Origin of the sequence: Thermomonas fusca (assembly GCF_005862345.1) — a bacterium.
GTDB lineage: Bacteria > Pseudomonadota > Gammaproteobacteria > Xanthomonadales > Xanthomonadaceae > Thermomonas > Thermomonas fusca.
On record NZ_SROY01000001.1, the window covers coordinates 827,999 to 844,775 of the forward strand.

Annotated in this window: 14 protein-coding genes; 9 read left to right on the forward strand and 5 right to left on the reverse strand. The window is 68.0% G+C overall.

The annotated features are described in order from the left end of the window. Positions 1-34 precede the first annotated feature (34 nt). Entirely contained in the window at positions 35-1,168 is a 1,134-nt protein-coding gene (locus tag E5S66_RS03850) for a GGDEF domain-containing protein (RefSeq protein ID WP_171033462.1), read from the reverse strand. A gap of 146 nt (positions 1,169-1,314) precedes the next feature. Between E5S66_RS03850 and E5S66_RS03855 the strand changes: the two genes are divergently transcribed. The 5 genes from E5S66_RS03855 (at position 1,315) to E5S66_RS13695 (ending at position 5,663) form a co-directional block, all read left to right on the forward strand. Further along, positions 1,315-2,250 carry an SPFH domain-containing protein gene (locus E5S66_RS03855; protein WP_028838751.1) on the forward strand — a complete coding sequence of 312 codons (936 nt, stop codon included), beginning with the start codon at positions 1,315-1,317 and terminating at the stop codon, positions 2,248-2,250. A gap of 2 nt (positions 2,251-2,252) precedes the next feature. Next, on the forward strand, positions 2,253-2,699 hold the full coding sequence (locus E5S66_RS03860) for an NfeD family protein (RefSeq protein ID WP_028838752.1): 447 nt from the start codon (positions 2,253-2,255) through the stop codon (positions 2,697-2,699). Positions 2,700-2,748: 49 nt separating this feature from the next. After that, complete coding sequence (gene gcvT, locus E5S66_RS03865; protein ID WP_138347631.1) at positions 2,749-3,849, forward strand: glycine cleavage system aminomethyltransferase GcvT; 1,101 nt, start codon at positions 2,749-2,751, stop codon at positions 3,847-3,849. A gap of 64 nt (positions 3,850-3,913) precedes the next feature. After that, positions 3,914-4,309, forward strand: coding sequence for a glycine cleavage system protein GcvH (gene gcvH, locus E5S66_RS03870; RefSeq protein ID WP_138347633.1), 396 nt, complete (start codon positions 3,914-3,916; stop codon positions 4,307-4,309). Positions 4,310-5,150: 841 nt separating this feature from the next. Then, positions 5,151-5,663, forward strand: coding sequence for a histone H1-like repetitive region-containing protein (locus tag E5S66_RS13695; protein WP_425472154.1), 513 nt, complete (start codon positions 5,151-5,153; stop codon positions 5,661-5,663). Between the two features lie 111 nt (positions 5,664-5,774). Here E5S66_RS13695 and E5S66_RS03880 read toward each other — a convergent pair whose 3' ends face one another. Next, positions 5,775-7,118, reverse strand: coding sequence for a serine hydrolase domain-containing protein (locus tag E5S66_RS03880; protein ID WP_138347635.1), 1,344 nt, complete (start codon positions 7,116-7,118; stop codon positions 5,775-5,777). Between the two features lie 82 nt (positions 7,119-7,200). On the opposite strand from E5S66_RS03880, the gene E5S66_RS03885 reads away from it, so the two are divergent. Continuing rightward, positions 7,201-7,809 carry a LemA family protein gene (locus E5S66_RS03885; RefSeq protein ID WP_138347637.1) on the forward strand — a complete coding sequence of 203 codons (609 nt, stop codon included), beginning with the start codon at positions 7,201-7,203 and terminating at the stop codon, positions 7,807-7,809. Positions 7,810-7,881: 72 nt separating this feature from the next. Further along, positions 7,882-9,768 carry a M48 family metallopeptidase gene (locus E5S66_RS03890; protein ID WP_138347639.1) on the forward strand — a complete coding sequence of 629 codons (1,887 nt, stop codon included), beginning with the start codon at positions 7,882-7,884 and terminating at the stop codon, positions 9,766-9,768. 125 nt (positions 9,769-9,893) lie between these two features. On the opposite strand, the gene E5S66_RS03895 is transcribed toward E5S66_RS03890, so the two are convergent. Continuing rightward, a complete protein-coding gene (locus E5S66_RS03895; RefSeq protein WP_138347641.1) occupies positions 9,894-11,474 on the reverse strand; it encodes a GMC family oxidoreductase in 1,581 nt (526 codons plus the stop codon). Between the two features lie 126 nt (positions 11,475-11,600). Between E5S66_RS03895 and E5S66_RS03900 the strand changes: the two genes are divergently transcribed. Then, positions 11,601-12,947 (forward strand): NTP/NDP exchange transporter, encoded by a 1,347-nt coding sequence (locus tag E5S66_RS03900; protein WP_138347643.1) that lies wholly within the window; start codon positions 11,601-11,603, stop codon positions 12,945-12,947. 13 nt (positions 12,948-12,960) lie between these two features. Here E5S66_RS03900 and E5S66_RS03905 read toward each other — a convergent pair whose 3' ends face one another. Beyond that, positions 12,961-13,422, reverse strand: coding sequence for a hotdog fold domain-containing protein (locus E5S66_RS03905; RefSeq protein WP_138347645.1), 462 nt, complete (start codon positions 13,420-13,422; stop codon positions 12,961-12,963). 49 nt (positions 13,423-13,471) lie between these two features. After that, positions 13,472-15,946 carry an acyl-CoA dehydrogenase gene (locus tag E5S66_RS03910; RefSeq protein ID WP_138347647.1) on the reverse strand — a complete coding sequence of 825 codons (2,475 nt, stop codon included), beginning with the start codon at positions 15,944-15,946 and terminating at the stop codon, positions 13,472-13,474. A 171-nt stretch (positions 15,947-16,117) separates the two neighbouring features. Between E5S66_RS03910 and E5S66_RS03915 the strand changes: the two genes are divergently transcribed. Further along, positions 16,118-16,699 (forward strand): TetR/AcrR family transcriptional regulator, encoded by a 582-nt coding sequence (locus E5S66_RS03915; protein ID WP_246037119.1) that lies wholly within the window; start codon positions 16,118-16,120, stop codon positions 16,697-16,699. The last annotated feature ends 78 nt before the right edge of the window (positions 16,700-16,777 follow it).

The following is a 16,777-nucleotide window of genomic DNA, read 5'->3' on the forward strand; positions in this document are numbered from 1 at the left end:
TCATGGCGGGCAGTGCCGGCAAGCGGCGCGGCGCTCAGCGCACCACCACCCGGTTGCGGCCTTCCAGCTTGGCCCGCGACAGCCGCAGGTCGGCGCGCCGCATCATTTGCGACAGGTCGGCGCCGTCCTGCGGCCAGCAGGCAAGGCCGGCACTGAAGGTGATCCGCAGCGGGTCGGCATCGGCATCGGCCACGAACGGACGGGTGGCCAGATCGCGGCGCAGCGCCTCCAGCCGTTCCCATGCGCGGCCGGTGGGCAGCGGCATCAGCAGCACGAACTCCTCGCCGCCCAGCCGCACCAGCAGGTCGCCTGCTTCCAGCCCCTCGCGCAAGACGTCGACGGCATGGCGCAGCGCGCGGTCGCCGGTGGCGTGGCCGGCCTCGTCGTTGATGCGGCGAAAGTAGTCGAGGTTGATCAGGCCCAGCGCGAGCGAGCCGCCGTGTTCGCGCGCACCTTCCAGCAAGGCGGGGAAGTGATGCACCAGCAGGGTGCGGTTGGGCAGGCCGGTCAGGCCGTCGGTGCCGGACAACTCCACCAGCCGCTGCATGCGATAGACCACTGCGGCGGTGATCGCGGTGACGATGGCGATCAGCAGCACGCGCTGCAGCACGTTCGACAGGCGGGCGGTGCCGTAATCGGCCGATGCCAGCTGTTCCGGCGTTTGCGCCAGCGCGAACACCGCCGCCGCCAGCGCCGCGTACTGCAGCATCGCCAGCGCGCCGGTATAGAGCGTCAGGCGGCCATCGTTGCGCAGCGCGGTCATGCATACCGCGACCAGGTAGAACGCCCACACCACCATGCTGTTGAGGCTGGCCGCCAGCGACGACAGCGCCAGCAACGCCAGCACGAAGGTGGTCAGCGTGACGTCGTAGCTGGTGGTCAGCCATGGCAGCCAGCGGAAGCGCCGCTGGTGGCGCGCCAGCAACAGCAGCACCTGCGAGGCGGCCACCGCCAGGATGACTCCGAACATCCCGGCGATGCCTTCGGTGGGCATGTATTCGCCGGTCACGATGTTGACCAGCGGCAGGAGCAGCAGCGCCAGCGACAGCCCGGCGCGCAGCTTCGCCACCAGCAGCTCGCCGCCGGCGCCGAGCTCCAGCATCAGCGCGTCGGGCGGCGCGCGCAGCCGTTGCCAGAACTCCCGCAGTCCCAGTCCGATGATGTTCACGCCTCTCCCCCGTAGGCGGGCAGGATAGGCCGCGCGCGCTGGCGGCTCAAATGCCCCGTGTGGGGCGCACTGCAGCAGCATTGCCGCGGCGCCCATCCGGGGGCGCGGATACCTATACTGGACGCATCATCCAGGGAGGACATCCGATGGCACCTGCACTTGCTTTGATCCTGCTGCTTGCCGGCATCATCCTGCTGTCGAAGACGGTGCGCATGGTGCCGCAGGGCTACCAGTGGACGGTGGAACGGTTCGGTCGCTACACCCACACGATGGAGCCGGGCCTGCACTTCCTGATGCCGGTGGTCTACGGCGTGGGCCGCAAGATCAACATGATGGAGCAGGTGATGGACGTGCCCAGCCAGGACGTCATCACCAAGGACAACGCCGTGGTGAAGGTGGACGGCGTGGTCTATTTCCAGGTACTCGACGCGGCCAAGGCGGCCTATGAAGTGGCGACGCTGGAGATCGCCATCCTCAACCTGGTGATGACCAACATCCGCACCGCGATCGGTTCGATGGACCTCGACGAGTCGCTGTCCAAGCGCGACGAGATCAATACCAAGGTGCTGCACGCGGTCGACCAGGCCACCCATCCGTGGGGGCTGAAGGTCAACCGCATCGAACTGAAGGACATCCAGCCGCCGCGTGATCTGGTCGATTCGATGGCCCGGCAGATGAAGGCCGAGCGCGAGAAGCGCGCCAATATCCTGGAGGCCGAGGGCTTCCGCCAGGCCGAGATCCTCAAGGCCGAGGGCGAGAAGCAGTCGGCGATCCTGTCCGCGGAAGGCCAGAAGGAAGCCGCGTTCCGCCAGGCCGAGGCGCGCGAGCGTCTGGCCGAAGCGGAAGCCAAGGCCACCCAGATGGTGTCCGACGCGATCGCCTCCGGCAACGTGCAGGCGATCAACTACTTCGTGGCGCAGAAGTACATCGAGGCGTTCAAGGAGCTGGCGCAGGCGCCGAACCAGAAGTTCGTGATGATGCCGATGGAGTCGTCGGGGATCATCGGCTCGCTCGGCGGCATTGCCGAGCTGGCGCGCGAGGCGATGGGCAAGCAGGCGTCGGCCGCGGCGAAAGGAAACTGATCATGCGTTGGGACGTGTTCGCCTGGGCGGCGTTCGCGCTGCTGCTGTTCGCGGCCGAGGCGATGGCGCCCGGCGCTTTCATGCTGTGGCTGGGCTTCGCCGCCGCGGCGGTGCTGCTGGGCGTGCTGCTGGTGCCGGACATCCCGCTGCTGGTGCAGGCGGCGGCGTTCGTGGCGCTCAGCTTCGTGTCCATCCAGGTGTACCGGCGCTGGTTCCGCAGCAGCGAGCGCCCCAGCGACCAGCCGGCGCTGAACCGGCGCACGGCGGCGCTGGTCGGGCGGGTGGTGCCGCTGGAGCGCGCCATCGTCGATGGCCGCGGCCGGGTGCAGATTGCCGACGCCTACTGGGAGGTCACCGGCCCCGAACTGCCGGCCGGCACCCATGTCCGCATCACCGGTGGCGATGCCATGACCCTGCAGGTGGAGCCGGCGCCGCATACCGGCGCGTAGGGCGCACCCGTCTGGGATAATGGCCTCCCCCACGCAGCAGGTTTCCCCCATGACCAGCAAGACCATCCTCAACGACACCCATCGCGCGCTCGGCGCCAAGATGGTCGATTTCGGCGGTTGGGACATGCCGATCCACTACGGCTCCCAGCTCGACGAACACCATCTGGTGCGCCGCGACGCCGGCATGTTCGACGTCAGCCACATGACCGTGGTCGATCTGGAAGGCGCGCGCACCCGCGAGTTCCTGCGCCACCTCGTCGCCAATTCGATCGACAAGCTGCAGAAGCCGGGCAAGGCGCTGTATACCGCGATGCTCAACGAACGCGGCGGCGTGATCGACGACCTGATCGTCTATTTCATGTCCGAGGAATGGTTCCGGCTGGTCGTCAATGCCTCCACCCGCGACAAGGATCTGGCGTGGATCGGCGAGCAGGCCAAGGCGTTCGGCGTCGCAGTCAGGGAGCGCCCCGAGTTCGGCATGGTCGCCGTGCAGGGCCCGACCGCCCGTGACAAGGTGATCGGCCTGTTGCGCGAAGACGATCGCGCGTCGGTGTCCAAGCTGGCGCGTTTTTCCGCGCGCGCCGCGCAGACCGTCGATGGCGTCGAGGTGTTCATCGCCCGCACCGGCTACACCGGCGAGGACGGGTTCGAGGTGATCGTGCCGGAAGCGCGGACCGTCGCGTTCTGGAATGCGCTGCTGGCGGCGGGAGTGAAGCCTGCCGGCCTTGGCGCGCGCGACACCCTGCGGCTGGAAGCCGGCATGAACCTGTACGGCCAGGACATGGACGAAGAGGTCAGTCCGTTCGAAGCCGCGCTGGCCTGGACCGTCTCGCTGGACGAAGGCCGGGACTTCATCGGCCGCGCCGCGCTGGAGGCCCAGCAGGCCGCCGGCACCGCGCGCCGGATGATCGGCCTGGTGATGGACGAAAAGGGCGTGCTGCGCCACGGTCAGAAAGTGCTGACCGCGAACGGCGAAGGCGAGATCCTGTCCGGCACTTTCTCGCCGACCATCGGCAAGGCGATCGCCTTCGCCCGCGTTCCCGCCGGCGAGCCGGGCGAGGTGCGCGTGGACATCCGCGGCAAGGAAGTGCCGGTGCGGGTGGTGAAGTTCCCGTTCGTCCGCGACAACACCGTGCAACCCGGCATCTGACCTTTCCGCTTCCGCTTCGCTAGACTTCCCCAACCCCCACGCACTGCGCAACAGGAGCCACCCGATGAGCGACATCCCCGGCGATCTCAAGTTCCTCAAATCCCACGAATGGGTCCGCGTCGAAGGCAACGGCAGGGCCGTCATCGGCATTTCCGACCATGCCCAGGGCCTGCTCGGCGACTTGGTCTACGTGGAGCTGCCGAACGTCGGCGACACCGTCGTGGCCGGCAATGCCTGCGCGGTGGTGGAGTCGGTGAAGGCAGCATCCGACGTCTACGCGCCGGTCGGCGGCAAAGTCCTTGAAGTGAACGAGGCGCTGGCCGACAAGCCCGAAACCATCAATGAAGACGCCTACGGCGACGGCTGGCTGTTCGTGGTCGAACTGGCCGATGCCGACCAGCTCAACGGCCTGTTCGGCCCCGACGAATATGCCGAGCTGCTGGAAAGCGAAGAACACTGATCGCGTTTCCATGCGCATGCCGAAACCCGCGACGGAAACGTCGCGGGTTTTTTCTCGCCGGTTGCCGGTGGCGGGATGTGTGTTGTGCCAGGCCGTGGCCTTCATGCCGTGCGGCCAGCGCGCCTTCGCATTGCACGTCGAGGCGGCCGTGAAGCAAGGCGAAAGGTCGCGAAAAGTTCGCGCAGTTTTCGCGCAAACGCACTTGTGCGGCGCGAAAACCGGCATCGATTTGCAGCCACGTGCGCGATGCCTTCGCAGGTTGCGTGCTTGCCGTTTGCAGTCGTTGCGATGACGGTCGTCGCGTCGCGCGCAGACGCGATCGACTCGCTGCAGACCGCACCAATGCTTGCGTGTGCGGAATTCGTGCGATGTGTATCGATGCGGCGCGCGTGCGCATGCGCTGCGTTCGCGCGGCGCGCGCGGTGCGTGGTGCGCAGCCTTCGCGGACGCAGCGAAGAAAAACTTCGCGAAAGATTGTTGACACTAGAAAAAAGCGTGATTAGGTTTCGCCCAGCAGACATTTCCTGCGGAAGCAAGTGAGCAAGCAGATCGCAAGAGCCGACGGCACGACAACCGACTCCACCCGCAGCTGCGGAATGTGGATGCAGGTTTCCCGTCCCTCACGCGAATGCCGGTTTGCCGGTTCCGGTGGTGTCCACTCCGAAGCCTGCCGCGTGTCGCGCCGCAGGTTTTTTAGTGGCAGGGAAAAGTCGATTTTCGATGGGGCGCCCGGCGCCGGCATCGAAGCAGCATCCGGTCCGGTGCGCCTGGCGCGTCGGCGGTCGATCGCAGGTCCGATACCTGCGGTGTCTTTCGTAACTGGGCTTTACCGATCTACCCAATGACGAGGAGCCATCCCATGGCTGTTAAGAAAGCTGCGAAGAAGGCCGTTGCCAAGAAACCGGCGGCGAAGAAGGTTGCCAAGAAGGCTGTCGCCAAGAAGCCGGCGGCCAAGAAGGTTGCGAAGAAGGCTGTCGCCAAGAAGCCGGCCGCCAAGAAGGCGGTGAAGAAGGCCGTTGCCAAGAAGCCGGCGGCGAAGAAGGTCGCGAAGAAGGCTGTTGCCAAGAAGCCGGCAGCGAAGAAGGCCGCGAAGAAGACTGTCGCCAAGAAGCCGGCAGCGAAGAAGGTTGCCAAGAAGGCTGTCGCCAAGAAGCCGGCAGCGAAGAAGGCTGTTGCCAAGAAGGCCGTCGCCAAGAAGCCGGCAGCGAAGAAAGCTGCCGCCAAGAAGCCGGTTGCCAAGAAGCCGGCAGCGAAGAAGGCTGCTGCCAAGAAGCCGGCTGCGAAGAAGCCTGCTGCCAAGAAGGCCAAGCCTGCTGCTCCCCAGGTGCCGGCTGCTCCGGTGCCGATGCTCTAAGAAAGAAGCGACCGGTGCGGGCGCTGCCCGTGCCGGCGCTGGCACGATCCTGAAGACCCTTCCCGTTGCCCAGGCGGGAGGGGTTTCTTTTTTTGCGCGGTCAGGCGCGGATCAGGGCGGGGATGCTTTCGACGCGGAGGCGCTGGTGCCGGATGGGGTGGCGTTGCGTTCGGCGTAGAGCACGCCTTCGGAGCCGTCGATGGTCTCATCGTCCAGCCATTGGCCGCCGCTCATGCCCAGCGCGTTGTCCAGAATGGTCGGCAGCAGCCCGCCGGGCAGGCCGCTTTCGCTGTTCCACAGGATCACCACGCCCAGGTCCTGCTCCGGCAGCAGCGCCATCGCGCCGCGATAGCCCTGCACGGCACCGCCGTGGAAGACCACCTGGTGGCCCGAATAGTTGTAGGCGCGCCAGCCCAGCGCGTAACCGGCGGTGGTCAGCCGGCTGCGCCGCCAGGAGGCGCCGCGGATCTCGCTGGGCGTTGTCACCAGCGGTGCGTGCAGGGTTGCCAGCAGCGGTGCCGGCAGCACTTCGGGGCGGTGGCCGGTATGCGCCAGCAGCCATTGCGCCATGTCGCTGATGCTGGCGTTGACGCCGGCCGCCGGGGCGACGCGGTAGTAGGTGGGCTTGGGCGTCAGTGACACCCAGCCGCCGCGGCCGCGCACGTGCGGGCGTGCCCAGCGTGCGCTGGCTTCGATGCCTTCCAGACCGTAGCTGGCATCGTTCATGCCCAGCGGCTTGAAGATGCGGCGTGCCACCGCCTCGCTGTAGAACTGGCCGGTGGTGGCGAACACGATGTCGCCGATCAGGCTGAACGCCACGTTCTGGTAGGCATAGCAATCGCCGGGCGCGCAGGTCATCGGCGCGTTGGCCATCCGCAGGGTCAGGTCGTGGTAGTTCGCATTGCCTTCCAGGTCGCGGTCGAAGGCGTTGTGGGTCAGCCCCATGCGGTGGCTGAGGATGTCGGCCACGGTGATCTGCTGGGCGGCGTCCGGCATCGACATGCGGAACGACGGCACGTAGTCGGTGAGGTGGCTGTCCCAGCGCAGCATGCCGTCGTTGACCAGGATCCCGGTCATGGTGCCGGCGAACGACTTCGACAGCGACGCCAGCCGGAACACCGTGTGGGCGTCCACCGGCTGCGGCGCGCGGGTATCGGTGATGCCGTAGCCGCGCGCGCTGAGGATGCGGCCGTCCTTGACGATCGCCATCGCCAGGCCCGGGATGCGGCCGTTGGCGACCAGCGCTTCGGCAATCGCCTCGAAGCGCATGATGTCCAGGTTGCTGTTTGCTGGCGGTAGTGGCAGCGCCGGCGGCAGGTTTGCTGCCATGCTGGCGGTACGGGCGACGGTGCCGCTCGACGGCACGCTGTCCTGGGTGGCGGAACCCGCTGCCAGCGGCAGCAGTGCCGCGATCAGGCCGGTCTTCCAGATGTATCCCCGGGTGCGCTCTTTCATAGGCTTGGCCCCCTGCGTATGCTGCGACGACGGGTCGATTCTAGCGCCTGTTTCCACGAATGCATGAATGAGGGGAGCTTCAATGGGTAGCTTTTTGATTTTCCTGGCGATTGTCGCGGCGGTCGTGGTTGCAGTCCTGCTCTGGGCGGTCGGCATCTACAACGGCCTGGTGACCGCGCGCAACGCGTTCAAGAACGCCTTCGCGCAGATCGACGTGCAGCTGCAGCGGCGCTTCGACCTGATCCCCAATCTGGTCGAAGTGGCGAAGAAATACATGGCGCACGAGCGCGAGACGCTGGAGGCGGTGATCGCCGCACGCTCGGCCGCGCAGTCCGGTCTGGCCGCGGCCAAGGCCAGCCCCGGCGATCCCGCCGCGATGGCGCAGCTGGCCGCCGCGCAGGGCCAGCTCAATGCCGGGTTGGGCCGCCTGCTGGCGGTGGCCGAGGCCTATCCGGACCTCAAGGCCAACCAGAACATGATGCAGCTCACCGAGGAGCTGACCAGCACCGAGAACAAGGTCGCGTTCGCGCGGCAGGCCTTCAACGACATGGTGATGGCCTACAACAACAGGCGCGAGGTGTTCCCCAACAGCGTGTTCGCCGGCATGTTCGGCTTCCAGCCGGCCACCCTGCTGGAGATCCCGGCCGACAAGCAGGCGCAGGTACGGGAAGCGCCGAAGGTGCAGTTCTGATCGCATCCGCCTGTTCTCCCCGCCGCGCGGGGAGAACGCAGTTCCGGGCCGGATGATGGACGCCCTCCCGCCATGAATTTCTTCGAACACCAGGCCGCCGCGCGCCGCGCCTCCGCGCGGCTGGTTTTCCTGTTCGTGCTGGCGGTCATCGGCATTGTCGCCGCCGTCGATTTCGCGGCGTGGCTGGTGGCGCCGTCGTGGCGGATGCTGGCGTTCACCAGCGGGATCACCCTGCTGACGATCCTGTTCGGATCGCTCTACCGCATCGCCAGCCTGGGCGGCGGCGGCGAGGCGGTGGCGCAGCAGATGGGCGGCACGCTGGTGCCGGCGGACACCACCGACCTGTCGCTGCGGCGGCTGCGCAACGTGGTGGAGGAAATCGCGATCGCCTCAGGCGTGCCGGTGCCCAAGCTCTACGTGCTGGAGGAGGAGGCCGGCATCAACGCCTTCGCCGCCGGCTTCAGCCCGTCCGACGCGGTGGTGGCGGTGACCCGCGGCACCCTGGAGCGGCTCAACCGCGACGAGCTGCAGGGCGTGATCGCGCACGAGTTCAGCCACATCCTCAATGGCGACATGCGGCTCAACGTGCGCCTGATCGGGGTGCTGTTCGGGATCCTGATGATCGGCCTGATCGGCCGCAAGGTGCTGGAATACGGCCGCTTCGGCAGCAGCCGCAACAAGAACGCCGGCGCCCTGCTGGTGGCCGCGCTGGTGGCGATGGTGATCGGCTACGTGGGCCTGTTCTTCGGCCGGCTGATCAAGGCCGGCGTCAGCCGTTCGCGCGAGCGGCTGGCCGATGCCAGCGCGGTCCAGTTCACCCGCCAGACCGCGGGCCTGGCCGGGGCACTGAAGAAGATCGCCGGCGTGGGCGAGGGTTCGCGGCTGAGCCACCGCGGCGACGCCGAGGAGGTCAGCCACATGCTGTTCGGCGACGGGGTGGGTTTTTCCAGCCTGTTCGCCACCCATCCGCCGCTGCTGGAACGCATCCGCGCGCTGGAGCCGGGGTTTCGCGACGAACAGCTGGAGCGGCTGCGCGCCGAATGGCGGGCAGTGCCGCCGGACGGCTTGCAGGAAGACCTTGCGTCGGGCCTGGCCGAAGCTGGCGCAAAGCCGCTGCCGGATGCGCGCGAGCAGATGCGGGTATCGCCGCCGCGGGTAGCCGCGCAGGTGGCCACGCCGGCGTCCGACGACTACCGCCGCGCCGATGCCATCGTCGATGCCGTTCCCGAAGCGCTGCGCGATCTGGCCCGCGATCGCGAGGCGGTGATGCCGCTGCTGTTGGCGCTGCTGCTGGCGGAAGCCGACGATGTGCTGGACGCGCAGCGCAAGGTGATCGCCGCGCGGCTGGGCGAGGTGGCTGCCGACCACGCCCTGCGCATCCACCAGCAGCTCACCGCCGACCTGCACCCGGCGCTGCGCCTGCCGCTGGCGGCGCTGGCCTTCCCGGTGCTGAGGCTGCGGCCGCGTCCGCAGCTGGAGCAATTCCTCGACGCCGTGCAGGCGGTGATCGATGCCGACGGCGAAGTGTCGCTGTTCGAGTACTGCCTGGCGCGGCTGCTGAATGTGCAGGTGCGCGAATCGCTGGACCCGGGCCGCTACGCCCGCTTCGGCCGGCGCAAGCCCGGCACCGTGCGCAATGAATTCGCTACCCTGCTGGCGGTGGTGGCGCAGGCCGGCCATGCCGATCCGGCCAGGGCCAGACTGGCCTACCTGACCGGGCTGCAGCGCGTGCTGCCGCGCGACCATCTGGCCTACGCGCCACCCGCGGCAGGCGTGCTGGCGCTGGACGCCGTGTGGGAGCCGCTGGACGCGCTGGATCCGCTGGCCAAGCAGGCGATGGTGGAGGCGGTCACCGATGCGATCAGCAGCGACGGCCGCATCAGCGTGGCCGAAGCCGAACTGCTGCGCACGATCTGCGGCGTGCTGCATTGCCCGCTGCCGCCGATGCTGGGTGAGTGACCGCGATTGGCCGATGGCCTATCGGCATCGGCTGCGGTCGCGAACGCCCGGCCACGGATGGCCGGGCAGGCGGTCGTCGAAGCCGAGCTGCGTCGCCATGGATGGCGGACTGAAGCGGGTGACGCTCAGGCGTCCTTGATCAGGTCGGCGGCCCGCTCCGCAATCATGATCGTCGGGGCGTTGGTGTTGCCGCCCGGCAGATCGGGCATCACCGAGGCGTCGACCACGCGCAGGCCGTCCACGCCGTGCACGCGCAGCTGCGGGTCGACCACCGCGGCGGCGTCGCTGCCCATGCGGCAGGTGCCGATGGGGTGGTAGACGGTTTCGGCGCGGCTGCGCACGAAGTCCAGGAACTCGGCATCGGTGCGCGGGGGGGTGGAGGGGAAGATCGGCGCGCCGCGATAGGGATCGAACGCTTTCTGCGCGAAGATCTCCAGCGACAGCCGCGCGCATTCCACCAGCATGCGGCGGTCGAAACCTTCCGCATCGCCAAGGTAGTTGGGATCGATCAGCGGCTTGTCGGCCGCGCGGTTGCTGGCCAGCCGCACGCTGCCGCGACTGCGCGGGCGCAGGAAGCAGGCGTGCAGGGTGTAGCCGTCGCCGCGCAGGCGGTTGCGGCCGTGGTCGTCGATCATCGCCGGGATGAAGTGCAGCTGGATGTCGGCGCGCCCATCCTGCGCCAGTGGCGAGCGCACGAAGCCCGCGCCTTCGGCCACGTTGCTGGTGCCGGGGCCTTGATGGCCGCCGAGGTAGTACCGCAGCGCGGTCTTCACTTCGCTGACGCGGTCGTAGCTGATCGGCTTGGTGCAGTGCTGCAGGGTGGTGACGTCGAGGTGGTCCTGCAGGTTGGCGCCGACGCCCGGTGCATCGTGCAGCACCTCGATGCCCAGCCGGCGCAGTTCATCGGCCGGGCCGATGCCGGACAGCATCAGCAGCTGCGGTGAATTGATCGCGCCGCCGCTGAGGATCACTTCGCGCGCGGCCTCGAAATGGAAGCCCTGGCCCTTGATCGAACAGACCACGCCGGTGGCGCGGCCGCGTTCGAAGGTGATCCGGTTGACCTCGGCGTGGGTGCGGATGGTCAGGTTCGGGCGCGCCTTCGCCGGGTCGAGGTAGGCCACCGCCGCCGAACAGCGTGCGCCGTCGCGCTGGGTGACCTGGTACAGACCGACGCCTTCCTGCTGCGCGCCGTTGAAGTCGTCGTTGAAACCCAGCCCGGCCTGCTGGCCGGCTTCGATGAAGACACGGCTAAGCGGGTTGACGTGGCGCAGGTCGGACACGCTCAGCGGGCCGTCATCGCCATGGAATTCGTTGCCGCCGCGGGCATTGCCTTCGGACCTGCGGAAGTAGGGCAGCACGTTGTCCCATTCCCAGCCGCTGGCGCCGGCGGCGGCCCACGCGTCGTAGTCGGCGGCGACGCCGCGGATGTAGCACATCGCGTTGATCGAACTGGAACCACCCAGCAGCTTGCCGCGCGGGCACCACAGCACGCGTCCGCCCAGATGCGACTGCGGCACGGTGGCGTAGTCCCAGTTGATCGATTTCAGCGCGGCGATGCGCGCAAGGCCGGCGGGCATGTGCACGAACGGGTGCCAGTCACGGCCGCCGGCTTCCAGCAGCAACACCGTGACCGTGGGGTCTTCGCTCAGGCGGTTGGCCAGCACGCAGCCGGCCGAGCCGGCGCCGATGATGATGTAGTCGTACACGTGCGCCCCCTGCGATGACCAGTCGAACGTATGCGCCGTCGCTAGAGCAAATGCTCTTTGGCGGGGTGGCGCGGATGGGCCTGCAGCGGTTACCGTTGCGCACCGTTCGCCCGTCTCCCGGCAGCCATGTCCCAACGCCCCGCCGTCGCCGGCAGTTTCGGTCGCTTCAAAGCCGCGCTGGGCGATTCGCCGCCGCTGCTGTGGTCGTTCCTGTACTTCTTCTGCCTGCTCACCGGCTATTACGTGCTGCGCCCGGTGCGCGAGGCGATGGGCGCGTCCAGCGACGTGGCCGCACTGTTCCCGCCCTCGATGATCGCGTTCTTCGCCGAGCGCGGGGTGGCGCTGAAGGACCTGCAGCTGCAGGTGCTGTTCACCTGCACGTTCCTGATCATGCTGGCGCTGCAGCCGGTGTACGGCTGGCTGGTCAGCAGCTGGCCGCGGCGGGTGTTCCTGCCTACGGTGTACGGCTTCTTCATCGCCACCCTGCTGCTGTTCTACGTCGCCTTCGACAGCGGCATGCCCGGGCGCGGGATGGCGTTCTTCCTGTGGATCACCGTGTTCAACCTGTTCGCGGTGGCGGTGTTCTGGAGCTTCATGGCCGATGTCTTCAGCGATGCCGAAGCGCGCCGCAGCTACGGCTACATCGGCGCCGCCGGCACCGTGGGCGCGATTCTCGGCCCGACGTTGACCCGTGTGCTGGTGGAGCGGGTGGGCATCGCCAACCTGATGCTGGTGTCGGCGGCGTTCCTGATGCTGTGCGTAGTCTGCCTGCTGCGGCTGCGCCATTACGCGGTGCAGCGCGAGGCCAGCCGCCGGCTGGCCAGTGGCGAGGTGCCGATGGGCGGGGCGGTATGGGCCGGCCTGAAACTGGTGGCCAGCGAGCCGCTGCTGCGCTGGCTGGCGCTGCTGTGCGTGCTGGGGGTGGGGGTGGGGACTCTGCTGTACAACGAGCAGGCGGCGATCGTGCGCCAGTTCTATCCCGACCCGAAGGCGGCGACCGCCTACTACGCCAGCATCGACCTGGCGGTCAACGGGGTGACCCTGCTGGTGCAGTTGTTCGTCACCCGCGCGCTGCTGTCGCGCTTCGGCATCGCTCCGGCGCTGCTGATCCCGGGTTTCGCCATCGTGCTCGGCTACGCCGCACTGGCGGCATCGCCGCTGCCGCTGCTGGTGGCGGTGGTGCAGGTGATGACCCGCAGCGGCGAGTTCGCGCTGGGCAAGCCGGCGCGCGAAACCATCTACACCCGGGTGGCGCGCGAGTGGCGCTACAAGGCCGGCGCGGCGATCGATACGGTGATCTATCGCGGCGGCGACCTGACCTTCGTGTGGACGCACAAGCTGCTGGCGGGATTCGGCTCCACCGCGGTGTTCGGCGTCGGCCTGCTGGTGGCGTGCGGATTCACTTTCAGTGCGTGGCGGGTCTCGGCCGAGGCGAAGAAGCTGCCCGACGCACGCGCACCAGACGGCGGCTGAGCGGGCTCCCGGCTCAACCCTTCGGCGAGATCCACATCGCGATGGTCGCCTTGAACACCGCTTCGCCCGCCGGATTCTCCACCACGACCTCGAACGGCAGTTCGTAGCCCTCGGCGGCTTCGCGCGGCGGGAACGCCGGCGTGGCGGTGGCGCGCATCGTACCCACCGCCTTCTTCAGGTAGGCCACGGTCATGCCCTTGGGAATCCAGCGCATCGACCCCGGGATGCTGGCGTCGCAGGCCAGCCCGCCGGTGAATTCGGCGAGGTTGCACAAGGCGATGGCGTGCACGGTACCGATATGGTTGGTCACCGCGCGCCGGTGCCTGAGGGTGGCGATGCAGCGGCCCGGTTCCAGCACTTCGATCCGGGGCGCGATGCTGGAGAAATAAGGCGCTTTCCAGCACACCAGCCGCGAGAACAGCCAGCGGCCCGCGGGCCAGCGGGCGAGTGAGCGATAGGTCGAGAGGACGGACATGGAAGCGAGATGCCGCAATCCCGGCACGCGGCCGGGACTGCGGCGGAAATCAGGCAACCGCGCGCCTGCCGTCGTCGGCGCGATTGTCGTAATAGCTCGCCGCGCGCAGTTCGTGGGCGTCGAAGTCGTCCACCGTGATCGTGTCCAGGGTGATCGCATGCAGCTCTTCCAGCTGCTTGCGTTCCTCCGCGGTGATCCAGCCCTCGCGCACGCCCTCGTCCAGCTGCGAGGCGAAGTCCAGCGCCTCGATGTCCCTGGTCTTCAGCGCCTTCAGGAACTTGCGCTCCACCGGCTCGGCCAGGATCGCCTTGGCCAGGTAGCTGTTGATGCGCCCGCCCGGGTTGTGCTCGCCCGGGGTCAGGAACACGCCGCTGGCCAGCCGCTCGCGGGCCTCGTTCGGCGCCATCAGCAGCATCGCGACGCGATGGCTCAGGCGGTCGCCCGGGGCAACGGCGCGGCGGCCCAGCGGGAACACCACCGGCCACAGCAGCCAGCCCAGCGGCTTGATCGGGAAGTTGCGCAGCGCCTGCGACAGCGCCAGCTCGATCTCGTAGGCGCTGTTGTGGAAGGCCCAGGCCAGCAGCGGCTTGTCGGCTTCCGGGCAGCCCTCGTCATGATGACGCTTGAGCACCGCGCCCATCATGTACAGGTGGCTGAGCACGTCGCCAAGACGGCCGGACAGCGACTCCTTGAACTTCAGCCGGCCGCCCAGCGCGCCCAGCGACACGTCGGTCAGCAGGGCCAGGTTGGCGGCGTAGCGGTTGAGCTTGCGGAAGAACTTCTTCGTGTACGCATCGCCCGCGGTCGCCTGCAGGCGCGAGCCGGTCAGGCCCAGCCAGAACGAACGCACCGCATTCGAGATCGCGCCGCCGACGTGCGCGTACAGCGCGCCGTCCAGCGCCTCCAGCCCCGCCTTGGCGTCCGGATCCTGCGCCGCGCGCATTTCCTTGAGGATGTACGGATGGCAGAGGATCGAGCCCTGGCCGAAGATCAGCAGGCTGCGGGTCATGATGTTGGCGCCTTCCACGGTGATCGCGATCGGCGCGGCCTGCCACGAACGCCCGGCGAAGTTGCGCGGGCCCAAAATGATTCCCTTGCCGCCGATGACATCCATGATGTCCTTGGCGATGTCGCGACCGGCGTTGGTGCAGTGGTACTTGGCGATCGCCGACGGCACCGACGGCACGTCGCCGCGATCCACCGCGGCCGCGGTGGCCTGCGACAGCGCGCTGATCGCATAGGCCTTGCCGCCGATCCGCGCCAGCGCTTCCTCCACGCCCTCGAAGCGGCCCACCGGCAGGCCGAACTGCTTGCGGATGCGGGCGTAGGCGCCGGTCACCACCGCGCCGGCCTTGGCGCCGCCGCTGGCGGTGGAGGGCAGGGTGATCGAACGGCCCACGGCCAGGCACTCGTTGAGCATGTTCCAGCCCTTGCCGGCCATGTCCACGCCGCCGATCAGCTGGCTGAGCGGGATGAACACTTCCTTGCCGCGCACCGGGCCGTTCTGGAACGGCGAGTTCAGCGGGAAGTGGCGGCGGCCGACGTCGACACCCTCGGTGTCGCGCGGCAGCAGCGCCAGGGTGATGCCGATGTCGCGGGTGTCACCGATCAGGCCTTCCGGGTCATACATGCGGAAGGCCAGGCCGATCAGGGTGGAGACCGGGGCCAGGGTGATGTAGCGCTTGTCGAAGGTCAGGCGCAGGCCCAGCACGTTGGCGCCGTTCCATTCGCCCTTGCAGACGATGCCGAAGTCGGGGATGGAGGTCGCGTCCGAGCCGGCGAACGGGCCGGTCAGGCCGAAGCAGGGCACTTCCTGGCCGATCGCCAGCCGCGGCAGGTAGTAGTCCTTCTGTTGCTGGGTGCCGTAGTGGTTGATCAGCTCGCCGGGGCCCAGCGAGTTGGGCACGCCGACGGTAGCGCTGACCACGCTGGAGATCGAAGCGATCTTCTGGATCACCTTGTGGTGGGCCAGCGCGGAGAAACCCAGGCCGCCGTACTGCTTCGGAATGATCATCCCGAAGAACTTGTTTTGCTTGATGAAATCCCACAGCTCCGGCGGCAGGTCGGCGTGGACGTGGGTGATTTCCCAGTCGTTGATGCGCTTGCACAGCTCTTCCACCGGGCCGTCGAGGAAGGCCTGTTCTTCCGCGCTCAGCTGCGGCTTCGGGTAGGCCAGCAGCTTGTTCCAGTCGGGCTTGCCGGAAAACAGGTCGCCCTCGAAGCCGACCGAGCCGGTTTCCAGCGCGATCTTTTCGGTCTGCGACAGCGGCGGCAGCGCCTTGCGCAGGAAGCCCAGCGCCGGCGCGGTCAGCAGCGGTTTGCGGAGGGCCGGCACCAGCAGCGGCACCGCGACCAGAGCCACCAGTGCCGCGGCAATGGCCGAGGCGACAGGGCTGGCACCCAGCAGCCAGGCGGCCACCAGCAGGGTGATGGCCAGTGCGGCCCAGACTGCAAGCCGCAACCGGTGGTAGGCGGCAAACGCGCCGGCGGCGAAAATGACGAGGAAAGGCAGGGCGAAGCTCATGGTGGGGCTCCCGATGGCACGGCGGTCTTGGGCGGCGGGCATTGCGCGCATGGCGCGGCGTGCCTACCATACGGCCTAGTATGGCTGTTGCGGCGAGACTGTCAACGCGCAAAACCGAGTGAAAACTCAGCATACTGCTTCCCGTCGATACCGTATGGAATGAACTTCGCGATGACCGCAACCGCACCACGCAGCGGGCGCCTGAGCGCCGACGACTGGGCCCGCGAGGCGCTTGACCAGATCGCCGAGCAGGGCGTGGCATCGGTGGCGGTGGAACCGCTGGCGCGCCGGCTGGGCGTCACCAAGGGCAGCTTCTACTGGCATTTCCCTTCCCGCGATGCGCTGCTGCAGGCCGCGCTGGAGCGCTGGGAGCGCGACGAACAGGCTGCCTACGGCGCGCTGGAGGCGATCGGCGATGCCACCGAGCGTCTTCGCACGCTGTTCCGCCTCATTGCCCACCACAACAAGACCCACATCATCTATTCCGAGCTGCTCAAGGCGGCCGGCAACCAGGCGGTGGATGTGGTGCTGGGGCACGTGCTGGAGCGCCGCATCGGCTTCCTGTTCACCTCGTTCCGCCAGGCCGGCCTCAGCCAGAAGGACGCGCTCAACCGCGCGCGCATGACCTACGCGATGTACGTCGGCGTGCTGCAGCTGGAGCTGCCCAAGTTCCAGGCCCGCCAGCCCATCGAGGGCTTCGAAGGCTACGTCGACCACATGATGGCGACCCTGGTGCCACCACATAAGAAGTGATCGCCGCCGTGCGGCGCGACGGGCGTGGCACGGCGTTTTCTGCAAACGATTTCAATGACTGCCCGCGACAGGCGAAGG